Origin of the sequence: Pseudomonas baetica (assembly GCF_019733355.1) — a bacterium.
GTDB classification, from domain to species: domain Bacteria; phylum Pseudomonadota; class Gammaproteobacteria; order Pseudomonadales; family Pseudomonadaceae; genus Aquipseudomonas; species Aquipseudomonas baetica_A.
Genome location: NZ_JAIHLQ010000001.1, coordinates 218,640 through 236,151, shown reverse-complemented (window position 1 = coordinate 236,151; position 17,512 = coordinate 218,640). Strand labels below are relative to the sequence as shown.

The following is a 17,512-nucleotide window of genomic DNA, read 5'->3' as shown; positions in this document are numbered from 1 at the left end:
TTGTCAAAATGCTGGGTGATCTTTGCGATCACCCGGATTCCATTGCATTTTTTACAGCGGCTCAGCCCAGCCTTTTCAGCAACGACATGGCGTCTTGCGGCGTACGACGCGACATCAGCGCCTCGCCGGCGAATTCGCTGACAGGGCACTGTTGCGCCATTGATTGGCAGAGGGTTTCGCGGGCAAAACCGCTGAGCCCCAACTGCGCGAAAGGCGTCTCGATGTCGATTGACGTTGGCGCGTCGGGGATCAGGGGGGACAGGGCGTTTAAAAGCAGATTGCTTAGCGGCTCCTGGGGGGCTGTTGTGCTGGTTGGTTGCGTTTGGCTGGGTATGCCTGAGGTCGATTCGGGGGTGGCCAGGGCGGCTTTTATCAATGCGATTGTTTCCTGTGGACACTTGGCGTTGACCAACTCTGTGCTGTTGGCCTTGAGTGCCGGCCACAGAGCGACAACCGCTTCCTGGAAGTCCAGTTGCACCAGGGAATCCAGGCCCAGGCTTTCATAGCTTTGCTTCTGGTCGATCTGGTCAGCGGTAAAACCGGTGATATTCGCCAATTGCTCAAGTACCCATGTTTCGATATTCACGACAGGCGCCTGGGGATTGGCTTCAAGTCGTGCCAGCAGGACGGCAGGCGAAGGCGCATCAAAGAGTAATGAGGTAAGTTCTTTCTTTTCCGGAAAGTGCTGAGCCAGGGATTCGAAAATATCGACCAGCCCCAGGGAGTCGATGCCCAAACTCTCGAAACTTTGATCGAAGTCGATTTGTTCCTTCTTGAATCCAGTAACCGAACTTATTTCGGCGCGCAACCATTGCGCGTAGCTGAGCGCAGGCGTTTGGTCGGCAGCGGGTGCCGATGCCAGCACTACCGGGTTCGAGTGGACGGGCTCCAGGACGGGCAGGCTTCTATTGACGGGGGTTTCAACCCCATTGGCATAAACACCTTCCAGGACTTGTTGATGAGCGTTGAAGTAATGCGCAGTGACCGTTTCGGCCTGCTCTAGCAAACGCATCAATATGGATTCTTTTTCGATATTGGAATCGCAAAGCGAATCAATGATTTTTTCTGAAAGAGAGAAATAGCTATGCGCTATTTTTCCATTGGACACGATGAATTCCTGCACAACATCGTTGAGTTGGGCGCGCATGAGGTTCTCCTAACCAAAGTCGGTATATGTTTTCTATCAACAAGAAATCAAAAGTCATGGCCCAGGGTTGGGCCCTGTGTCACTCAATGAAGCAAACAGGCAGTAGCCATATAGAGACTTAAAGTTGGAGTTCCACTGCGTCGATCTCGGAAGATGTTGTTTTTCTGGCCCCTCTGAGCAGCCCGGATCTTACGTTCAGATAAGTGAAGAGCGTGATTGCATCAGCCCCCTGGAAAGCGATGTAGCCGTCAGGACGAATCAGCATCAATGTGCCTTCTTTGGCGTGGTAGCGCTTGTGCAGCCGCCAATCGGGGTCCAACAGCGTTGAGTGCCAGAAAGGCAGCTCGGAGCTACCCAATGCATCAATGACGCAATAAGCCTTGATGCCTGGGTAATCCTTCTCCACCGACTCGGCCAGCGAGTAATAGCCCGGTAGCAAGGGGGAAAACTGATCGGCTGCGCTGAAAATCAGCAGCGTGAAGGTTCCCTGGAACAAGTCGATCAAGCGTTTTGGCGGCAAACCTTGCCGTTGCCACAACTCGACATCAGGAGCCAGTTGACCTGCGCGAGGTGCAGTCGTCTGGAATTCGGGTTTCTTCCCTTTTTTGTCCCAATTCATGCGCTGCTTTTTCGTCAGCGATTCTTGAATGTAGTCACTTTTGCCGTAGTGGTACTGATGACCGGAAATCATCGTGGGCAACGTGCGCTGAACCTTGCGCCTGTTGCTCAGCAGTGGCAGAACATTGTCGCGCAGCCAAATGAGGGCGCGATGCCTGAGGGTTATCAGTGCGGTCAGTCGGTGTGCCGTGTTCTCGACTTCCAGGGCAACCGGGTAGCGTTCTTCGTTGTAGCTTTCCAGCAGTGATTGATCCGCCAGGCCCTGATCGACATAGGCCATTTTCCACGCCAGGTTGTAGGCCTCGGAAACACCCAGGTTCATCCATTGCCCGCCGATCGGGCTGCCGATATGAGCCGAATCGCCCACCAGAAACACAGAGCCTTGTTGCAGCGACTGCACGCGACGATGTTGAAAAGAGGCGATGGTAGTCGATGAAATATTGGACAGCGTCATCTTTTGCCCGCGTCCTTCGCACAACCGCTGAAAGTTCTCCAGGCTCAAGGATGGGCGCTCACCTTCTGGCGGCAGGTCGTAGGGCATCTCGATGAACAGCCGATAACGTGATGGCGCGCTGATCGGTGCGACCGCCACATAACCGTCCTGCGCACCGAGGAAGAAAGCCCCTTCGTCCTTGCTACCAGACCACTCGATATCGGCATCGGCCAGCATGAAGAATCGGTCGTAGGACGATCCTTCGAAGGGCATCTCAAGACGTTTTCTGATGTTGCTGCGAGCACCGTCGCACGCGACCACCCACCGACTGCTGAAGGATTCGTCGTCCCCGTCCGCATGATGAAGCGTCATTCGCACGGAACCCGGCTGGTTTTCTATATCGACCAGTTCGGTATTCCACTCGACCTCCACCCCCAACTTCTTAAGGCGCTCAAGCAGAATCTTTTCTGTTTGCGGCTGTGGCAGGCTGAGAAGCAGGGGATAGGTCGTATCCAGGTAGGAGAAGTTGTAGTTCAGTACCCGTTTGGCGTTCGACTGCACCGAAAACTGGTTGATCGTGAACCCGTCGCTGATGGCCTGATCGGCAACACCCAGATCGCGAAAAATTTCCAGGGTTCTGGAGTGAATGGCCATTGCCTTGGTGGCGGTGGAGGGGCCGGCATTCTTTTCAATAATGCGAAAAGTGACGCCCCACTTCTTCAGCATGATTGCCAGGGACAGCCCTATAGGGCCAGCACCGACGATCATGACGGTCGGGTTTCTACCGAGGCCCAGGTGCTTGGGTGCCAACGTGCTCAGAGTGTTCATCTGTTAGTACCAGTTTCTATAGAAGGGAGAGTTGGCAATGCCGAGCAGGGCATCGTCACCTGATGAATCTCCGTAGGCATAAATGTAAAAATCATCAAGGTTGCTCAAACAGCCTTTGAGCCGTGTGACTTTTTCTCTCTCAACACAGTTGGTACCTGATATCCCGCCAGTGAGTTTGTTCTTCGCCGTCGCCAGGCGGGTGCCACATACATAGTCGAAACCTGCTGCCTGCCCCCAGGGAATCAGATAGTTCTCCGGCGAGTTACTGACCAGTGCCGTGACATGGCCCATGGACTGATGCCATTGCAGCCGGCGCAAGGCTTCGGGCCTGAGCCAGAGCGGTAGCTGTTCGGTAATGAAATACTTGGCATGTTCGCGCTCTTGCTCAACTGACAGGCCGCCCAGGTAGCAGGCAATGAACGCCAGGCGCGCCTGCATCAACGGTGTGATGCCAAGGATCACACTGAGCATTTTGGGCAGCAGGGGAACGATCCTTAGCCAGAACGACTGGGTTCCCACGATAAAACGCATGTAGCGCCAGAACGTATGTCTGTCGGTCAGTGTGCCGTCAAAGTCGAAAACGGCCAGTACCGGTTGTGTGCTATTTGCTGGCATGGATCTCTTCCTTGAGAGAGACAATCTCGATGGTTCTAGGCAGTTTGAAGCTTGAGAGGTAGCGCGAGAGCAGGGTGGAGATAGCGCTCTGGGTCAGGTCACCGCTCCCTTCGACGCACAGGTGCAATACGTTGACCTCCTTGTTGTCAGGGACGATGTAAGCTTTCGCGCGCACCACCCCAGGATGCTTCAGGGCAATGGATTCGATTTCGGTCATGTCGACCATTTGCGCTTTAATCTTCGAGATTCGCAGGCGTTGGCAATAGAAGAACACATGCCCATCATCGTCCCGCCAGACCAGATCCCCCGTGTGCAGCCAGCCTTCACGAAAGAACCGGGCATTGGCTTGCGCGGCATCGTTGTATCCGTCAATCACCATCGGGCCGCGTATCAACAGTTCGCCGATACGCCCCGTTGCGACGTCTTGACCCTGAGCATCGACGACCCGCAGTTCTACGTTGCGAATCGGCTGGCCCATGGCGCCACGATGGACCTTGTCGATCGAGCTCTGGACTATCACCGGCATGCTCTCGGTCAATCCATAGCCTTGCAGCACCGGATTGCACCCCAGCAGCCTTCCCAGTTTGTCGGCTTCGTCGGCGGGTAGATGGCTGCCACCTGAATAAATCATCAGTTTTGGGTGCATCGGCAATAGCGCGCCTTTGCGTTTGGCCAGTCGCGTATTGAAGTAGCGAATGACGTCAGGCACCAGGCAGGCAAAAGTGACCTGATGCTGGGACAAGACTTGCGCCAGATCCCTATTGAGCAGGGTGTTGGTCATTAGCAGGGTGGCGCCCACGCTCAATGGAAAGACCATCATCACGGAGAGTCCGAAGATGGCATACAGCGGCAGCGTCACTAGATGAACGGATCCGACCCCTTGAAGATGAAAATGCTCATGCAGTCCATCGCTCGATTGCGTCAGGTCAAGGTAGCGGTGAGAAACCGCCAGAGGTTTACCGGTGCCCCTATACGTGAACTGTACCGAGACGATCGGATTGCCTTCGGGCAGTAACAAAGGTTCGGCCTGTCTAGGAAGCTGTGATTCGGCCGTTGCGTTGTCGGGCAGGGAAGAGGATGGCTCGCTTGCGGTGTTCAACACCAAGGAGTGATGAACGCCGTAGGCAGGCTGAAATGTCTCGCTATGTTGCTTGAATAGCGTTTCGGTCGTCACGACCAGCGTCGATCGGGCAATACTGATGACGCTGCTCATTTCGAATGGCGTCAGTTTGTAGTTGAGGATAACCGGAGTCGCCCCGCGCCCGATGATCGCCAGGTAGTAAGCGATGAACTCCACCCCATTGGGTAGAACAACCGCCACTTTGTCACCTGGTAATACACCTAGATTTTTGAGTGCGCCGTTGCACTCTTCAGCCTTTATTCGCAACCCAAGGTAAGTGACAGTCTCTTCTTCCGCGTCCAGGTTCCTGATAGCAACGTGGTCCGGGAAAGATTCTGAAAAACCGACGAAACGATGCAGAAAACCTTCTTTATATGAAAGGCTTTTCATTTACCAACCTCTCTCAATCCTTGAAGTAATGGTTAGACAAAAAAAGTAATACAGAGGCAGGCTATAGATAAAGTGTTTCAGTTATGCATTTGTGTAGTTGTTTTTTCGATACCAGTCCAGGGTGTCGGTCAGTGTTTCACTTATGGGGCGAAACTTGCATTCCAACTCTTTCAGGCTTTTGTTATGGCTGAAATGAGTGCGCCCTTGCTCTTGCTCCATGAGTTTTACGGTGGAAGTGCTGATGAGCACCGGCTTTTTCGTCACTCGGTAATAACCTTCATACATCAAGGCAATTATTCGCAGCATGAACAGTGGGATTTTTCGTTCCGGCGCTTTTACGCTACTGACACTGGAGAGTGCCTGGAAAATGCTTTTCATGTTCATATGATTGCCGGCTGCCAGATAACGTTCTCCGGATCGGCCGCGTGTGATGGCCGCGAGTTGGTGTTCCGCCACATCCCGGGCGTCGACTACGGAAAAACTGCCAGGCAGCACACCAGGCAATTTCATTCCGACAAAATCGAGCAGGAACTGTCCTGATGAGGTCGGGCCGATATCCCCGGGGCCAAACATCCAGCCCGGTAATACCATCGCGATAAACATGTCCGGGTGTTGTAACAAGAACGCCTGGACTTTTTGCTCGGACAGTATTTTGCTCAAGTAGTAATCATCAGCTTCCGATTCACTGCGAGACATCGTCTCATCGATCACTTCATCTTTGTTGCCCTTCAATACGGCAATGGATGAAGTATGGACTGCACGACGAATGCCGGCGGCGTAGGCGGCTTGCAATAATTGCTCGGTCCCGGTGACGTTGGTGTCATACAGTTTCTGCCAGTGCTTTCCACCTTTATAACTGTCGCGGAAGTAGGCCGCGGTATGAAACAAGGCATCACAGCCTTGTAGGGCATGGCTGAAGGCGTCGACATTGAGCATATCGCCTTCGACCAATTCGACAGGCAGACTGCCGAACTGCTTCCTGGCTTTCTCTACGGAACGAACCAGCGCTTTTACTTTGATGTTTCGCTTTAAAAGCGCATGAACCAAATTATTACCGAGCAGGCCAGTAGCGCCTGTAACAAAGGCATATTCCATTAAAATCCAGCTCCTGTGGGGTAACCTGCTGCTGCATTGAGATTGATGTCACGGGTCTCGATGCTCTGATCAGGTGTTGGCTGAACCAACGGCGCAAGTAAAAACCATTCGGTATCTGAAAATCAAGCGGTATTTCGTTTTGATTGTAAGGTGGGAGGTCGTCGAAGCGGATTTAAATATAATAAAATCAGTATCTTATAGGTTTATTGCCAGTGGGCATTTCACCTGATTGGGGAGAATTAAGGTCATTGAAAGAAATTTTTTGCCGCTCGCCGCGTTCCTTTGGGGTGAGCCACAAGACAACCTTGATGATTCGATTGGGTGGGCCACGCGTCAGGCTGGATACCGAAGTGCCTGAGCGTGCTGCAGTTGCCACCTCTCTATGAGTTGCCAGCGCTTGCACTGTCGGGGCTGCATATCGATGCAGTGCATCTCGCCGCCTCCGCTTCCATGCATGGCATTTACAGGGCACATTTTAAAAGCTTAAATGTAAATTGATTAAGGTGCTCTGGTATAAGGTATAGTCGTTAAATTCGTATTTTCAGTGAACAGCAAGTTCATTACATTTAGTTACAAATGGTTTTTTGTTTGGCCAGAGGAGCCGAAGGTGTGATTAAGAAGAGAATGGGTCGTGAAGAAAGCCAGCAAGTAACGAGGGATAAGTTGTTCGATACCGCCACTGATCTGATGGTTAGGAAAGGCTTTCATGCCGCGAGTGTCAATGCTATATCTGAGGAGGCCGGCTTTTCAAAGGGGGCTTTTTTTTCAAACTTTACAAGCAAGTCAGACTTGCTTCTGCAATTAACCCAGAGGTTCAAGCGAGTTGAGATCGATCGGTTGGGTGTCACATTGGCTGCTGGATATTCATCAGAAGAACTGGTGCATGGATTAAATTCTTACATCGATACGCTTAAAAATAATGCCAGTTGTGCCATTTTGGATGCGGAGTTACAACTGATTGCTTTGCGCGATGAGGAATTTTCAGCGCATTACTACGCTCTGCATCAGGAGAATAGTGAGGCGTTGGGCAAGTTGATCGCGATTATATTCGGTCATGCCGGCAAGAAGCCTCCGTTGGAGTGCGCCAATCTTGCAAAGACGTTCACCGCTCTGTCGGAAGGGTTGATATTGCAAGGCCATAAAGATCCAGCTTCAGAAATAAAATTGGTATTGAACTCGCTTATCCAGACTGCAGAGCCCTTGTAGGATATTTGCCAGTCTCATGCGTATACATTATTTACATGTCCGAGGCTCAGATCTCGGGCAGGTATGAGTGTTTTTTTCTGTGCTTCGATAACGTTCAGTTGCTATTTTTGCAAACTGGCAAGCCCTGTCGATGGTGCTGGTACGTTGCCGTTTTATAGTTTAAATGTGTGCTGGAACGTTCCGCGAAAAAGCCATGAAAGTCTCGAGCCAGGTGCGGGTCATATTCTGAATGTTCATCTCTTTCGGCCCTTTCAATTATTAAATCAGCACTTCATAGGTCATGCCGCTAATCAAGTGGTGTATCCATTAATCGCCAGGTATCAGGAATCTGAATGAATATGGTGAGCGGGGGATTGAGTCCGTGAAGCCTGCCAACGGGGTAGCCTTTAAAGCAGGCCTCATGTTTTATAGAGTGAAGGGCTCATCGAGTGAAAAGCTAATGAATAGCAAGGACTTAAGCGCTGAATTTGCGGGTCGAAATTTAATCGCATGCAAAATCAGAATGAACGCCTACTTGTACAAATTTCTTCCTTGAACATGTCTCGTGCGCGGTGACCGCGTGGAAGCGGATCGGCATGTTAAAGACTTAGAAAAGAAATATTTGTCGCGCCTGCCAATCCCATAATATGGGATTGATATTTATATATTGAGATTTTACTGCGCCAAGGTTTATAGTCCATCGCACTCACTGCCAAAAACAAAACAGGTGAAGCGATGCTGGCGCAATTGATCGCGCTCGATTGGGGGACGACCTCATTACGTGCTTACAAACTCGCGGCGGGCGGTGTGGTGCTGGAGCAGCGCTCGCTGTCGTCCGGGATCATGCAACTGCCGAAGACCCCGCGAGTCATCAACGGGCGCGAATGTGCCGATGGTTTTGAGCTGGCCTTCGATGAGGCGTGTGGCGACTGGCTCAATGCGCAGCCGGATCTGCCGGTGATCGCTTGCGGTATGGTCGGTAGCGCGCAGGGCTGGCGCGAAGCGGCCTACTGCGAGACGCCGGCGAACGTCGCCAATCTCGGAAAATCCCTACAAACGGTTGTCAGTCTTCGCGGCATGCGAGTACATATCGTGCCGGGCGTGATTCAGCGTTCGCGTCTGCCGAATGTGATGCGCGGCGAAGAGACGCAAGTTCTCGGCATTCTGCAAAATCTGCCGGTCGAGACGGGCGATGAGCTGTTGATCGGCCTGCCCGGCAGTCACTCGAAATGGGTGGAGGTGGTCGATGGCTGCATCACGCATTTCGACACCTTCATGACCGGCGAAGTATTCGCCGTGCTCAGTGATCACAGCATCCTCGGCCGTACCCAACAGCAAGGTGCGGCGTTCGATGGTCAGGCGTTTGACCGGGGCGTACAGGTTGCGCTGTCGGCGGACGGTGAACTCGGCGTGCTCTCGACGTTGTTTAGCGCCCGTACCTTGGGGCTGACCGGTGAACTGAGCCCGACGGCCCAAGCGGATTATCTGTCTGGCCTGATGATCGGTCATGAGTTGGCGGCGCTCGCCTCAGTGCAACGGCGTCGCCGCAACAACCCGAATCTTCCTTCGATCATCCTCATCGGCAACGCGCCACTCTGCGCGCGCTATAGCCGCGCCCTCGATGCCTGCGGTTTCGCCAAGGTCACGCTGGCCGAACAGGCCACCGAGCGTGGTTTGTGGCAACTGGCGCTGGCCGCCGGACTGATTGATTCCCCATCCCGTTAACCCTGACTGGAGGCCTGACATGCTCAAGCAAGCATTGGCACAAAACGGTCTGATCGCGATCCTGCGTGGCCTGCATCCGCAGGAAGCCGCCGCTGTCGGAGAAGTCCTGTATGCAGCCGGATTTCGCGTCATTGAAGTACCGCTTAATTCCCCGTCACCGTACGAAAGTATTCGCATCCTGCGCAGGACCTTGCCCGCCGATTGCCTGATTGGTGCCGGTACGGTGTTGACGCCGGAACAGGTCAACTTGGTGAAAGAGGCGGGCGGCCAGGTGATCGTCATGCCGCACAGCGATGCCAAGGTACTGCGTGCAGCGAAAGCGGCGGGGCTGTACCTGTCGCCGGGTGTGGCCACACCGACCGAAGCGTTCGCGGCGCTGGAGGAGGGGGCGGACATACTCAAGCTGTTTCCGGCCGAGCAGATGGGCCCTGCGGTCGTCAGAGCCTGGCTGGCGGTGTTGCCGGCGGGCACGGTGCTGGCACCGGTCGGCGGCATCACCCCGGACAACATGCAGGCGTTTATCGACGCCGGAGTGAAAGGCTTCGGCCTCGGTTCCGGGTTGTTCAAACCGGGCATGACGCCGGAGCAAGTGGCGGTCAATGCCACGGCCTACGTCACTGCCTGGAAGGCCCTTCGCTAAGAACTCTGGCGCATCCAACAAGAGAGACAAAAAGATGAAAATCACCAAACTCACCACCTTCATCGTCCCGCCGCGCTGGTGTTTCCTCAAGGTCGAAACCGACGAAGGCGTGACCGGTTGGGGCGAGCCTGTGGTTGAAGGTCGCGCACACACCGTGGCGGCCGCCGTAGAAGAATTGTCCGACTACCTGATCGGCAAAGACCCACGCAACATCGAAGACATCTGGACAGTGCTGTATCGCGGCGGCTTTTACCGTGGCGGCGCGATCCACATGAGTGCACTGGCCGGCATCGACCAGGCCCTGTGGGATATCAAGGGCAAGGCCCTCGGCGTGTCGGTCAGCGATTTGCTCGGCGGCCAGGTGCGCGACAAGATCCGTGTGTATTCGTGGATCGGTGGCGACCGTCCGGCCGATACAGCACGCGCGGCGAAAGAGGCCGTCAGTCGTGGGTTTACCGCGGTAAAAATGAACGGCACCGAAGAGCTGCAATTTCTCGATACCTTTGAAAAAGTCGACCTCGCGTTGGCCAACGTCGCCGCCGTGCGTGATGCGGTTGGGCCGAACGTCGGCATCGGTGTCGACTTCCATGGCCGGGTACACAAGCCCATGGCCAAGGTGCTGATGAAGGAACTCGATCCGTACAAACTGATGTTTATCGAGGAGCCTGTGCTCAGCGAAAACTACGAAGCGTTGAAAGAGCTGGCGCCGCTGACCAGCACGCCGATTGCCCTCGGTGAGCGACTGTTCTCGCGGTGGGATTTTAAACGGGTGTTGAGCGAAGGTTACGTCGACATCATCCAGCCGGATGCTTCCCACGCGGGCGGCATCACTGAAACCCGCAAGATCGCCAACATGGCCGAAGCCTACGACGTGGCATTGGCGCTGCATTGCCCGTTGGGGCCGATTGCGCTGGCGGCGTGTTTGCAACTGGACGCGGTTTGTTACAACGCGTTTATCCAGGAGCAGAGCCTGGGCATCCATTACAACGAGAGCAACGATTTGCTCGATTACGTGAAAGATCCGCGGGTATTCGATTACGACAAAGGCTTCGTGAAGATCCCGAACGGGCCGGGCTTGGGGATCGAGATCAACGAGGAATACGTGATCGAGCGTGCGGCCGTCGGCCACCGCTGGCGCAACCCGATCTGGCGCCATGCCGATGGCAGTTTTGCCGAGTGGTGAGTCACCGACATCACTGATGTCCCCCTGTGGGAGAGGGCTTGCAGTCGATATTGCTGCAGATGAAACATCCCATTCGCGAGCAAGCCCGCTCCCACCATTTAGATCTCCATGGATGGGGTATCTGCATTCAACGACCTCAATAAACATAACAAGAGGCACCCCCATGCAACCGCAAACCCTCACCGGGCAGGCGTCTTTAGTCGCGCCTAGCCGTAAGCGATTTTTCATCATGGTGTTGCTATTCATCACCGTGGTGATCAACTACCTCGACCGTAGCAACCTGTCGATTGCCGCGCCGGCGCTGACCACTGAGCTGGGCATCGACCCGATTCACGTCGGCCTGATTTTCTCCGCGTTCGGCTGGACCTACGCCGCCATGCAGATCCCCGGCGGCTGGCTGGTGGATCGGGTGCCGCCGCGCATCCTGTACAGCGTCGCGCTGCTGCTGTGGTCGGTGGCCACGGTGATGCTTGGCTTCGCCGCCAGTTTCATTGCGCTGTTCGTCCTGCGCATGGCGGTCGGCGCGCTGGAGGCGCCGGCCTATCCGATCAATAGCCGCGTGGTCACCACCTGGTTTCCTGAGCGCGAGCGCGCCACGGCGATTGGTTTCTATACCTCCGGTCAGTTCGTTGGGTTGGCCTTTCTTACCCCGGTCCTGGCCTGGCTGCAACACGAGTTCGGCTGGCACATGGTGTTCGTCGCGACCGGTGCAGTGGGCATCATCTGGGCGGCGATCTGGTACGCGGTGTATCGCGAACCTCGCGACTTCAAAGGCGTCAATGAGGCAGAAATCGATCTGATTCGTGAGGGCGGCGGGTTGGTGGATATCCAGTCCGAGACTGCCAAGGTCAAAGCCAAATTCAGTTGGACAGATCTAGGCATCGTTCTCAGCCAGCGCAAGTTGTGGGGCATCTACCTCGGTCAGTTCTGCCTGAACTCGACGCTGTGGTTCTTCCTGACGTGGTTCCCGACTTATCTGGTGAAATATCGCGGCATGGACTTCATCAAGTCCGGCCTGTTGGCGTCGCTGCCGTTTCTCGCGGCGTTCATTGGCGTGCTGTGTTCAGGGTTCTTTTCCGATTTCCTGATTCGTCGCGGTTACACCGTAGGGTTTGCGCGCAAGTTGCCGATCATCGGCGGGTTGTTGATTTCCACTTCGATCATCGGTGCCAACTTCGTTGAATCGACGCCGCTGGTGATTGCCTTCCTGGCGCTGGCGTTTTTTGGCAACGGTCTGGCATCAATCACCTGGTCGCTGGTGTCGACCCTCGCGCCGGCGCGGCTGCTCGGCCTCACCGGTGGGGTGTTCAATTTCATCGGCAACCTGTCAGCGATTGCCACGCCGATCGTGATCGGGTTCCTCGCCAGTGGCGACTCGTTTGCCCCGGCGATCACCTATATCGCGGTTCTCGCGTTGGTCGGCGCTTTGTCCTACGTGCTGCTGGTGGGCAAGGTCGAACGTATCAAGTTGTAGTGGTCAGCATCGGGCGACCATAATGCCGCCCGTTCCCTCGCTCAACGGTAAAGGCTGGATATGCAGGAAGACGCCCCGGAAAAAACCAAGGACGCCGCGCCCACCGGCACGCAAACGCTGCTGCGCGGCTTGGGTGTGGTGCAGGCTGTGGCCAGTGGCGCCCGCGATCTCAAGGAGATCGCGCGGCTGATCGGTACGACGCGCAGCACCACCCATCGACTGGCTAGTTGTCTGGTCGACGAGCGTTATCTGCGCGTGGTGCCGCAGGTCGGGTATTTGCTCGGGCCGAAGCTGATTGAGCTGGGGTTTCAGGCGCGCGAAGAGTTGCCGCTGGTGAGTCTGGCCGGGACGTATCTGGACGAGTTGTCGGCGCTGACGGGGGATACCGTTCACCTGGGGATTCGTGAAGGCGATGAAGTGCTGTATCTACTGAAGAATCCGGGGCGCAATGGCCCGGAAATGCGTTCGCGGGTCGGCCATCGAATGCCGTTGGCGCGCACCGGGATCGGTAAGGCCTTGATGCTCGATGATTCGCCGCAGGATTGGCAGCGCCTGTACGACATCAGCCTGCCGGCGGGTGGGAAAAGTCAGTTCTGGCCGCAGCATCCCCAGCAATCCTGGGAACAGCTTGAGCAGCGAATGGCCGAATACGTCGCCGGTGGCTACGCGTTCGATCTGGAAGACAACGAACCGTCGATCCGTTGCGTGGCGGCGCCGATCCGCGATGCAAGCAAACGTATCGTCGCGGCAATCAGCATTGCCAGCACCGTGCCGTACATGCCGTTGGAAAAAATGGCCGAGCTGATTCCCCTGATCAAAGGGGTCACAGCCCGGTTGTCGGCAGAGCTTGGGCTTAAGATTTAAACTTTGAGCGTTGCCATGTCGATCACGAAACGGTATTTCACGTCACCAGCGATCATCCGGGCGTAGGCCTCGTTGATCTGGCGGATGTCGAGCATTTCGATGTCGCAGGTGATGTTGTGCTCGGCGCAGAAATCCAGCACTTCCTGGGTTTCGGCGACGCCGCCGATCAAGGAACCGGCCAGTACGCGACGACCCAATACCAGTTTGGCGGCGTGTACCGGTGGATCAACGGGCTCGATCAGACCGACCAGAATGTGTACGCCATCAAAACGCAAGGTGTCGAGGTACGGGTTCAGGTCGTGTTGCACCGGAATGGTGTCGAGCAGGAAGTCGAAGTAACCGGCGGCGGCTTTCATCTGCTCGGCGTCGGTGGAGACGATCACATGATCGGCGCCCTGACGACGGCCTTCTTCAGCCTTGCTCGCCGAACGGGTGAACAAGGTCACTTCAGCGCCCATGGCTTTGGCGAACTTGATGCCCATGTGGCCCAAGCCGCCCATGCCAAGGATCCCGACTTTGTCGCCAGCCTTGACGCCGTAATGCTTGAGCGGCGAGTACGTGGTGATGCCGGCGCATAGGATCGGTGCGGCGCTGGCCAATGCCAGTTTTTCCGGAATGCGGACCACGAAGTGTTCGCTGACGACGATGCTGTCCGAATAACCGCCCATGGTGTTGCTGCCGTCGACCCGATCCGGGGTGGCGTAAGTCATGGTCGGGCCTTCGAGGCAGTATTGCTCAAGGTTCGATTGGCAGGCTTCGCAGGTGCGACAGGAGTCGACCATGCAGCCAACGCCGACCAGGTCGCCCACTTTATGCTTGGTGACATTCGTACCGATGGCGGTGACTTTTCCGACGATCTCGTGGCCGGGCATCAACGGGTAAACAGCAATGCCCCATTCGTTGCGTGCCTGGTGAATGTCGGAGTGGCAGACGCCGCAGTAAAGGATTTCGATGGCGACATCGTCGGCCCGTGGGCTGCGACGTTCGAACTTCATCGGGGCGAGGGGGGTGGTGGCCGATTGGGCCGCATAGCCGATGGCGGTGTACATGTGGAACCTCGCAAAAGCAGTGACAGGTGAGGCGGCGCATTTTGGGCGCCGTCCGCCGGTCCGGCCATGACGATTCCTCCGGGTCTCATGCCTAATCCTCCGGCATGCAGGTTTGATCGGTCGCATAGGCAAAAGGATCTGCGATGATGCTTTCATCCCTTTTTCCATGAATTTTGTGAAGACACTTTCGATGCAATTGACCCGTCACCTTGATGCCAATGCCAGGCTGGTTTCGCTGATTGAACCGCTGGCACTGCGCGACGGTTATTCCCAGACCGGGCTGCCGGGCGTGCGGGTGTTGCGCGCCAGTTGCGACGTCGCCCGTGGCCCGCACATTTATGAGCCGAGCCTGATGATCATCGCCCAGGGCAGCAAACTGGCGTTCCTTGGGCCTCGGACAATGGAATACGGTGCGGGGCATTATTTGATTCAGGCGCTGCCGGTGCCTTTTGAATGTGAAACCTTTGCCTTGCCGGATGCGCCGTTGCTAGGGGTGTCGGTGGCGATTGATCGGGTGTTGCTTGGCGAGTTGGTGCTGGCGATGGGACTCGCGCCGGGGCGGCATATTCCGGCGCAGACGCCAGAGTCGATGACTTCGGTGGTGCTCGACGATGGTATGCGCGGTTGTGTCGAACGGCTGCTGAGCTGTCTGCACGATCCGCTGGAATGCCAGATTCTCGGGCCGGCACGGGTGCGTGAATTGTTGTTCGTCGCATTGCGCGGGCCGCAGGCCGATGTGTTGCGGGCGTTGGTCGAGCAGCAGGGGCAGTTTGCGAGGGTGGCGGCGTCGATCAGCCATCTGCATGCGCATTACACGGAGCCGTTGAATGTCGAGACGCTGGCCAGTTGCGCGAACATGAGCGTTTCGACGTTTCACGAACACTTCAAACGCAGCACGTTGTTGTCGCCGGTGCAGTATCTCAAGCGCTTGCGGTTGCTCAAGGCGCAGACGTTGCTGGTGGCTGAAGGCTTGGGTGTGGCGCAGGTCGCGCATCGGGTGGGGTATCAGAGTACTTCGCAGTTCAGTCGCGAGTACAAACGTTACTTCGAGCGCAACCCCGGCGACGAGCGCGCAGCCTGAGTTGCCACAGTCCCTGTGGGAGCGCGCTTTGTCAGTTGACAGATAGGTTGCCTGGCACGACGCCTTCGCGAGCAAGCCCCACATGGGTTTCGTGGTGATGCAAATATTGCGGGTAACAAAAAGGCCCCCATTTCGGGAGCCTCGATGTTCAGCGGTTCGGCTTACATATTCGGGTAAGTCGGGCCGCCAGCGCCTTCCGGCGTGACCCAGGTGATGTTTTGCGCAGGGTCCTTGATGTCACAGGTCTTGCAGTGCACGCAGTTCTGGGCGTTGATCTGGAAGCGTTTCTCGCCGTCTTCCTTGGTGATCACTTCGTATACGCCGGCCGGGCAGTAGCGCTGCGCCGGTTCGTCGTACAACGGCAGGTTTTTGCTGATCGGGATGCTCGGGTCGGTCAGCTTCAGGTGGCACGGCTGTTCTTCTTCGTGGTTGGTACCGGAGATGAACACCGAACTGAGTTTGTCGAAGCTGAGTTTGCCGTCGGGTTTCGGGTAGTCGATCTTCTTGCAGTCGGCGGCGAGCTTGAGGCAGGCGTAGTCCGGCTTGGTGTCGTGCAGAGTAAACGGCAGTTTGCCGCCGAAGATGTTCTGATCCAGCCAGTTGAAACCACCGCCGACAATGGCGCCGAACTTGTGAATCGCCGGGCCGAAGTTACGGCTGGCGAACAGTTCGTCGTACAGCCAGCTCTTCTTGAACGCGTCGACGTAAGTGGTCAGCTCTTCGGTGCCATCCTTCTCGGCGAACAGCGTGTCGGCCACCGATTCGGCGGCGAGCATGCCGGACTTCATCGCGGTGTGGCTGCCCTTGATCTTGGCGAAGTTCAGGGTGCCGAGGTCGCAGCCGATCAGCGCGCCGCCCTTGAAGACCATTTTCGGCAGCGAATTCAAGCCGCCCTTGCAAATGGCGCGAGCGCCGTAGCTGATGCGCTTGCCGCCTTCCAGGTACTGAGCCAGCACCGGGTGATGCTTGAGACGCTGGAACTCGTCGAACGGCGACAGGTAGGTGTTGCTGTAGGACAGGTCGACGATCAGACCGACTACAACCTGGTTGTTTTCCAGGTGATAAAGGAACGAGCCGCCGGTGTTCTCGGTGCCCATGATGTCCAGCGGCCAACCAGCGGTGTGTACCACCAGGCCTGGCTGATGTTTGGCCGGATCGATTTCCCAGATTTCTTTGAGGCCGATGCCGTAGTGCTGGGCGTCAGCATCGCTGTCAAGGTTGTAGCGTTTGATCAGTTGCTTGCCGATGTGGCCACGGCAACCTTCGGCGAACAGCGTGTATTTGCCACGCAGCTCCATACCCGGGGTGTACAGGCCTTCTTTCGGATTGCCTTCGCGGTCAACGCCCAGATCACCGGTGATGATCCCGCGGACCACGCCTTGCTCGTCGATCAGCGCTTCCTGAGCCGCGAAGCCCGGGTAGATTTCCACGCCCAGGTTCTCGGCCTGCTGAGCCAGCCAACGGCACAGGTTGCCGAGGGAAATAATATAGTTGCCTTCGTTGTGCATGGTCTTGGGCACAAAGAAGTCGGGGATTTTTTGCGCGCTTTCGGCGTTTTTCAGCACGAAAATGTCATCGCGGGTAACCGGCGTGTGCAGCGGGGCGCCGAGTTCTTTCCAGTCCGGGAACAATTCGTTCAGAGCGCGGGGTTCGAATACGGCACCGGAAAGGATGTGTGCGCCGACTTCAGAGCCTTTTTCGACCACGCAGACGCTGATTTCCTTACCGGCTTCGGCGGCCTTCTGCTTCAGACGGCAGGCGGCGGACAGGCCAGCGGGGCCGGCACCGACGATGACCACGTCGAATTCCATGTATTCGCGTTCCACAGGCTATCTCCTACTCAAGGCTCAACAGTTTTTTTTCTAATTTGGAGGTTCGATGTCGCATCCGCTATTGCCTTTACGTTAACGTCAAAGGGAATATTGGAAAACCCACCTTTCTCTCTAGGGGGCGCATTATATCTACACCACTCCGAGCGTCCAATACAAACGTTTGTTTGAATTGGCTCCAGCCCAGAGAAATCAAAGAAGCGCGGCTTATGAGTGACCATTTTTCCGTATTGACC

14 protein-coding genes are annotated in these 17,512 nt (G+C 56.0%); 7 read left to right on the top strand and 7 right to left on the bottom strand.

The window, feature by feature from the left end; all coding sequences use genetic code 11:
• Positions 1-61: 61 nt before the first annotated feature.
• The 5 genes from K5E40_RS01045 to K5E40_RS01025 all read right to left on the bottom strand — a co-directional run bounded on the left by K5E40_RS01045 (position 62) and on the right by K5E40_RS01025 (position 6,246).
• Positions 62-1,147, bottom strand: coding sequence for an acyl carrier protein (locus tag K5E40_RS01045; protein WP_221729311.1), 1,086 nt, complete (start codon positions 1,145-1,147; stop codon positions 62-64).
• A gap of 118 nt (positions 1,148-1,265) precedes the next feature.
• Positions 1,266-2,966 (bottom strand): FAD-dependent monooxygenase, encoded by a 1,701-nt coding sequence (locus K5E40_RS01040; protein ID WP_221729310.1) that lies wholly within the window; start codon positions 2,964-2,966, stop codon positions 1,266-1,268.
• A 63-nt stretch (positions 2,967-3,029) separates the two neighbouring features.
• Positions 3,030-3,641, bottom strand: coding sequence for an HAD-IB family hydrolase (locus tag K5E40_RS01035; protein WP_221729309.1), 612 nt, complete (start codon positions 3,639-3,641; stop codon positions 3,030-3,032).
• The gene (locus tag K5E40_RS01030; RefSeq protein WP_221729308.1) at positions 3,628-5,151 is read right to left on the bottom strand and encodes a class I adenylate-forming enzyme family protein; all 1,524 of its coding nucleotides are present in this window, start codon (positions 5,149-5,151) and stop codon (positions 3,628-3,630) included. The genes K5E40_RS01035 and K5E40_RS01030 overlap by 14 nt, the downstream gene beginning before the upstream one ends.
• 81 nt (positions 5,152-5,232) lie before the next feature.
• On the bottom strand, positions 5,233-6,246 hold the full coding sequence (locus K5E40_RS01025) for an SDR family oxidoreductase (protein WP_221729307.1): 1,014 nt from the start codon (positions 6,244-6,246) through the stop codon (positions 5,233-5,235).
• 609 nt (positions 6,247-6,855) lie between these two features.
• On the opposite strand from K5E40_RS01025, the gene K5E40_RS01020 reads away from it, so the two are divergent.
• The 6 genes from K5E40_RS01020 (at position 6,856) to K5E40_RS00995 (ending at position 13,317) form a co-directional block, all read left to right on the top strand.
• On the top strand, positions 6,856-7,452 hold the full coding sequence (locus K5E40_RS01020; protein ID WP_221729306.1) for a TetR/AcrR family transcriptional regulator: 597 nt from the start codon (positions 6,856-6,858) through the stop codon (positions 7,450-7,452).
• 714 nt (positions 7,453-8,166) lie between these two features.
• Entirely contained in the window at positions 8,167-9,156 is a 990-nt protein-coding gene (locus tag K5E40_RS01015; protein WP_221729305.1) for a 2-dehydro-3-deoxygalactonokinase, read from the top strand.
• A gap of 19 nt (positions 9,157-9,175) precedes the next feature.
• Positions 9,176-9,796: a 2-dehydro-3-deoxy-6-phosphogalactonate aldolase gene (locus K5E40_RS01010; protein WP_221729304.1), complete on the top strand. Its 621-nt coding sequence runs from the start codon at positions 9,176-9,178 to the stop codon at positions 9,794-9,796.
• A 34-nt stretch (positions 9,797-9,830) separates the two neighbouring features.
• On the top strand, positions 9,831-10,979 hold the full coding sequence (dgoD, locus tag K5E40_RS01005; protein WP_008085519.1) for a galactonate dehydratase: 1,149 nt from the start codon (positions 9,831-9,833) through the stop codon (positions 10,977-10,979).
• Positions 10,980-11,142: 163 nt separating this feature from the next.
• Positions 11,143-12,453: an MFS transporter gene (locus K5E40_RS01000; RefSeq protein ID WP_221729303.1), complete on the top strand. Its 1,311-nt coding sequence runs from the start codon at positions 11,143-11,145 to the stop codon at positions 12,451-12,453.
• A gap of 60 nt (positions 12,454-12,513) precedes the next feature.
• Complete coding sequence (locus K5E40_RS00995) at positions 12,514-13,317, top strand: IclR family transcriptional regulator (protein WP_221729302.1); 804 nt, start codon at positions 12,514-12,516, stop codon at positions 13,315-13,317.
• On the opposite strand, the gene K5E40_RS00990 is transcribed toward K5E40_RS00995, so the two are convergent.
• Complete coding sequence (locus tag K5E40_RS00990; protein ID WP_221729301.1) at positions 13,314-14,366, bottom strand: NAD(P)-dependent alcohol dehydrogenase; 1,053 nt, start codon at positions 14,364-14,366, stop codon at positions 13,314-13,316. The two genes, K5E40_RS00995 and K5E40_RS00990, sit on opposite strands and share 4 nt — an antisense overlap.
• A 190-nt stretch (positions 14,367-14,556) precedes the next feature.
• Between K5E40_RS00990 and K5E40_RS00985 the strand changes: the two genes are divergently transcribed.
• Positions 14,557-15,447: an AraC family transcriptional regulator gene (locus K5E40_RS00985; protein ID WP_221729300.1), complete on the top strand. Its 891-nt coding sequence runs from the start codon at positions 14,557-14,559 to the stop codon at positions 15,445-15,447.
• Positions 15,448-15,608: 161 nt separating this feature from the next.
• Here K5E40_RS00985 and K5E40_RS00980 read toward each other — a convergent pair whose 3' ends face one another.
• On the bottom strand, positions 15,609-17,273 hold the full coding sequence (locus K5E40_RS00980) for an electron transfer flavoprotein-ubiquinone oxidoreductase (RefSeq protein ID WP_221729299.1): 1,665 nt from the start codon (positions 17,271-17,273) through the stop codon (positions 15,609-15,611).
• Between the last annotated feature and the right edge of the window lie 239 nt (positions 17,274-17,512).

Coding starts and splice junctions, on each gene's coding strand:
- K5E40_RS01015 (WP_221729305.1), top strand. CDS start 8,167: ATGCTGGCGCAATTGATCGCGCTCGATTGGGGGACGACCTCATTACGT.
- K5E40_RS00995 (WP_221729302.1), top strand. CDS start 12,514: ATGCAGGAAGACGCCCCGGAAAAAACCAAGGACGCCGCGCCCACCGGC.
- K5E40_RS01040 (WP_221729310.1), bottom strand. CDS start 2,966: ATGATCGTCGGTGCTGGCCCTATAGGGCTGTCCCTGGCAATCATGCTG.
- K5E40_RS01000 (WP_221729303.1), top strand. CDS start 11,143: ATGCAACCGCAAACCCTCACCGGGCAGGCGTCTTTAGTCGCGCCTAGC.
- K5E40_RS00990 (WP_221729301.1), bottom strand. CDS start 14,366: ATGTACACCGCCATCGGCTATGCGGCCCAATCGGCCACCACCCCCCTC.
- dgoD (WP_008085519.1), top strand. CDS start 9,831: ATGAAAATCACCAAACTCACCACCTTCATCGTCCCGCCGCGCTGGTGT.
- K5E40_RS01025 (WP_221729307.1), bottom strand. CDS start 6,246: ATGGAATATGCCTTTGTTACAGGCGCTACTGGCCTGCTCGGTAATAAT.
- K5E40_RS00985 (WP_221729300.1), top strand. CDS start 14,557: ATGCAATTGACCCGTCACCTTGATGCCAATGCCAGGCTGGTTTCGCTG.
- K5E40_RS01010 (WP_221729304.1), top strand. CDS start 9,176: ATGCTCAAGCAAGCATTGGCACAAAACGGTCTGATCGCGATCCTGCGT.
- K5E40_RS01045 (WP_221729311.1), bottom strand. CDS start 1,147: ATGCGCGCCCAACTCAACGATGTTGTGCAGGAATTCATCGTGTCCAAT.
- K5E40_RS01035 (WP_221729309.1), bottom strand. CDS start 3,641: ATGCCAGCAAATAGCACACAACCGGTACTGGCCGTTTTCGACTTTGAC.
- K5E40_RS01030 (WP_221729308.1), bottom strand. CDS start 5,151: ATGAAAAGCCTTTCATATAAAGAAGGTTTTCTGCATCGTTTCGTCGGT.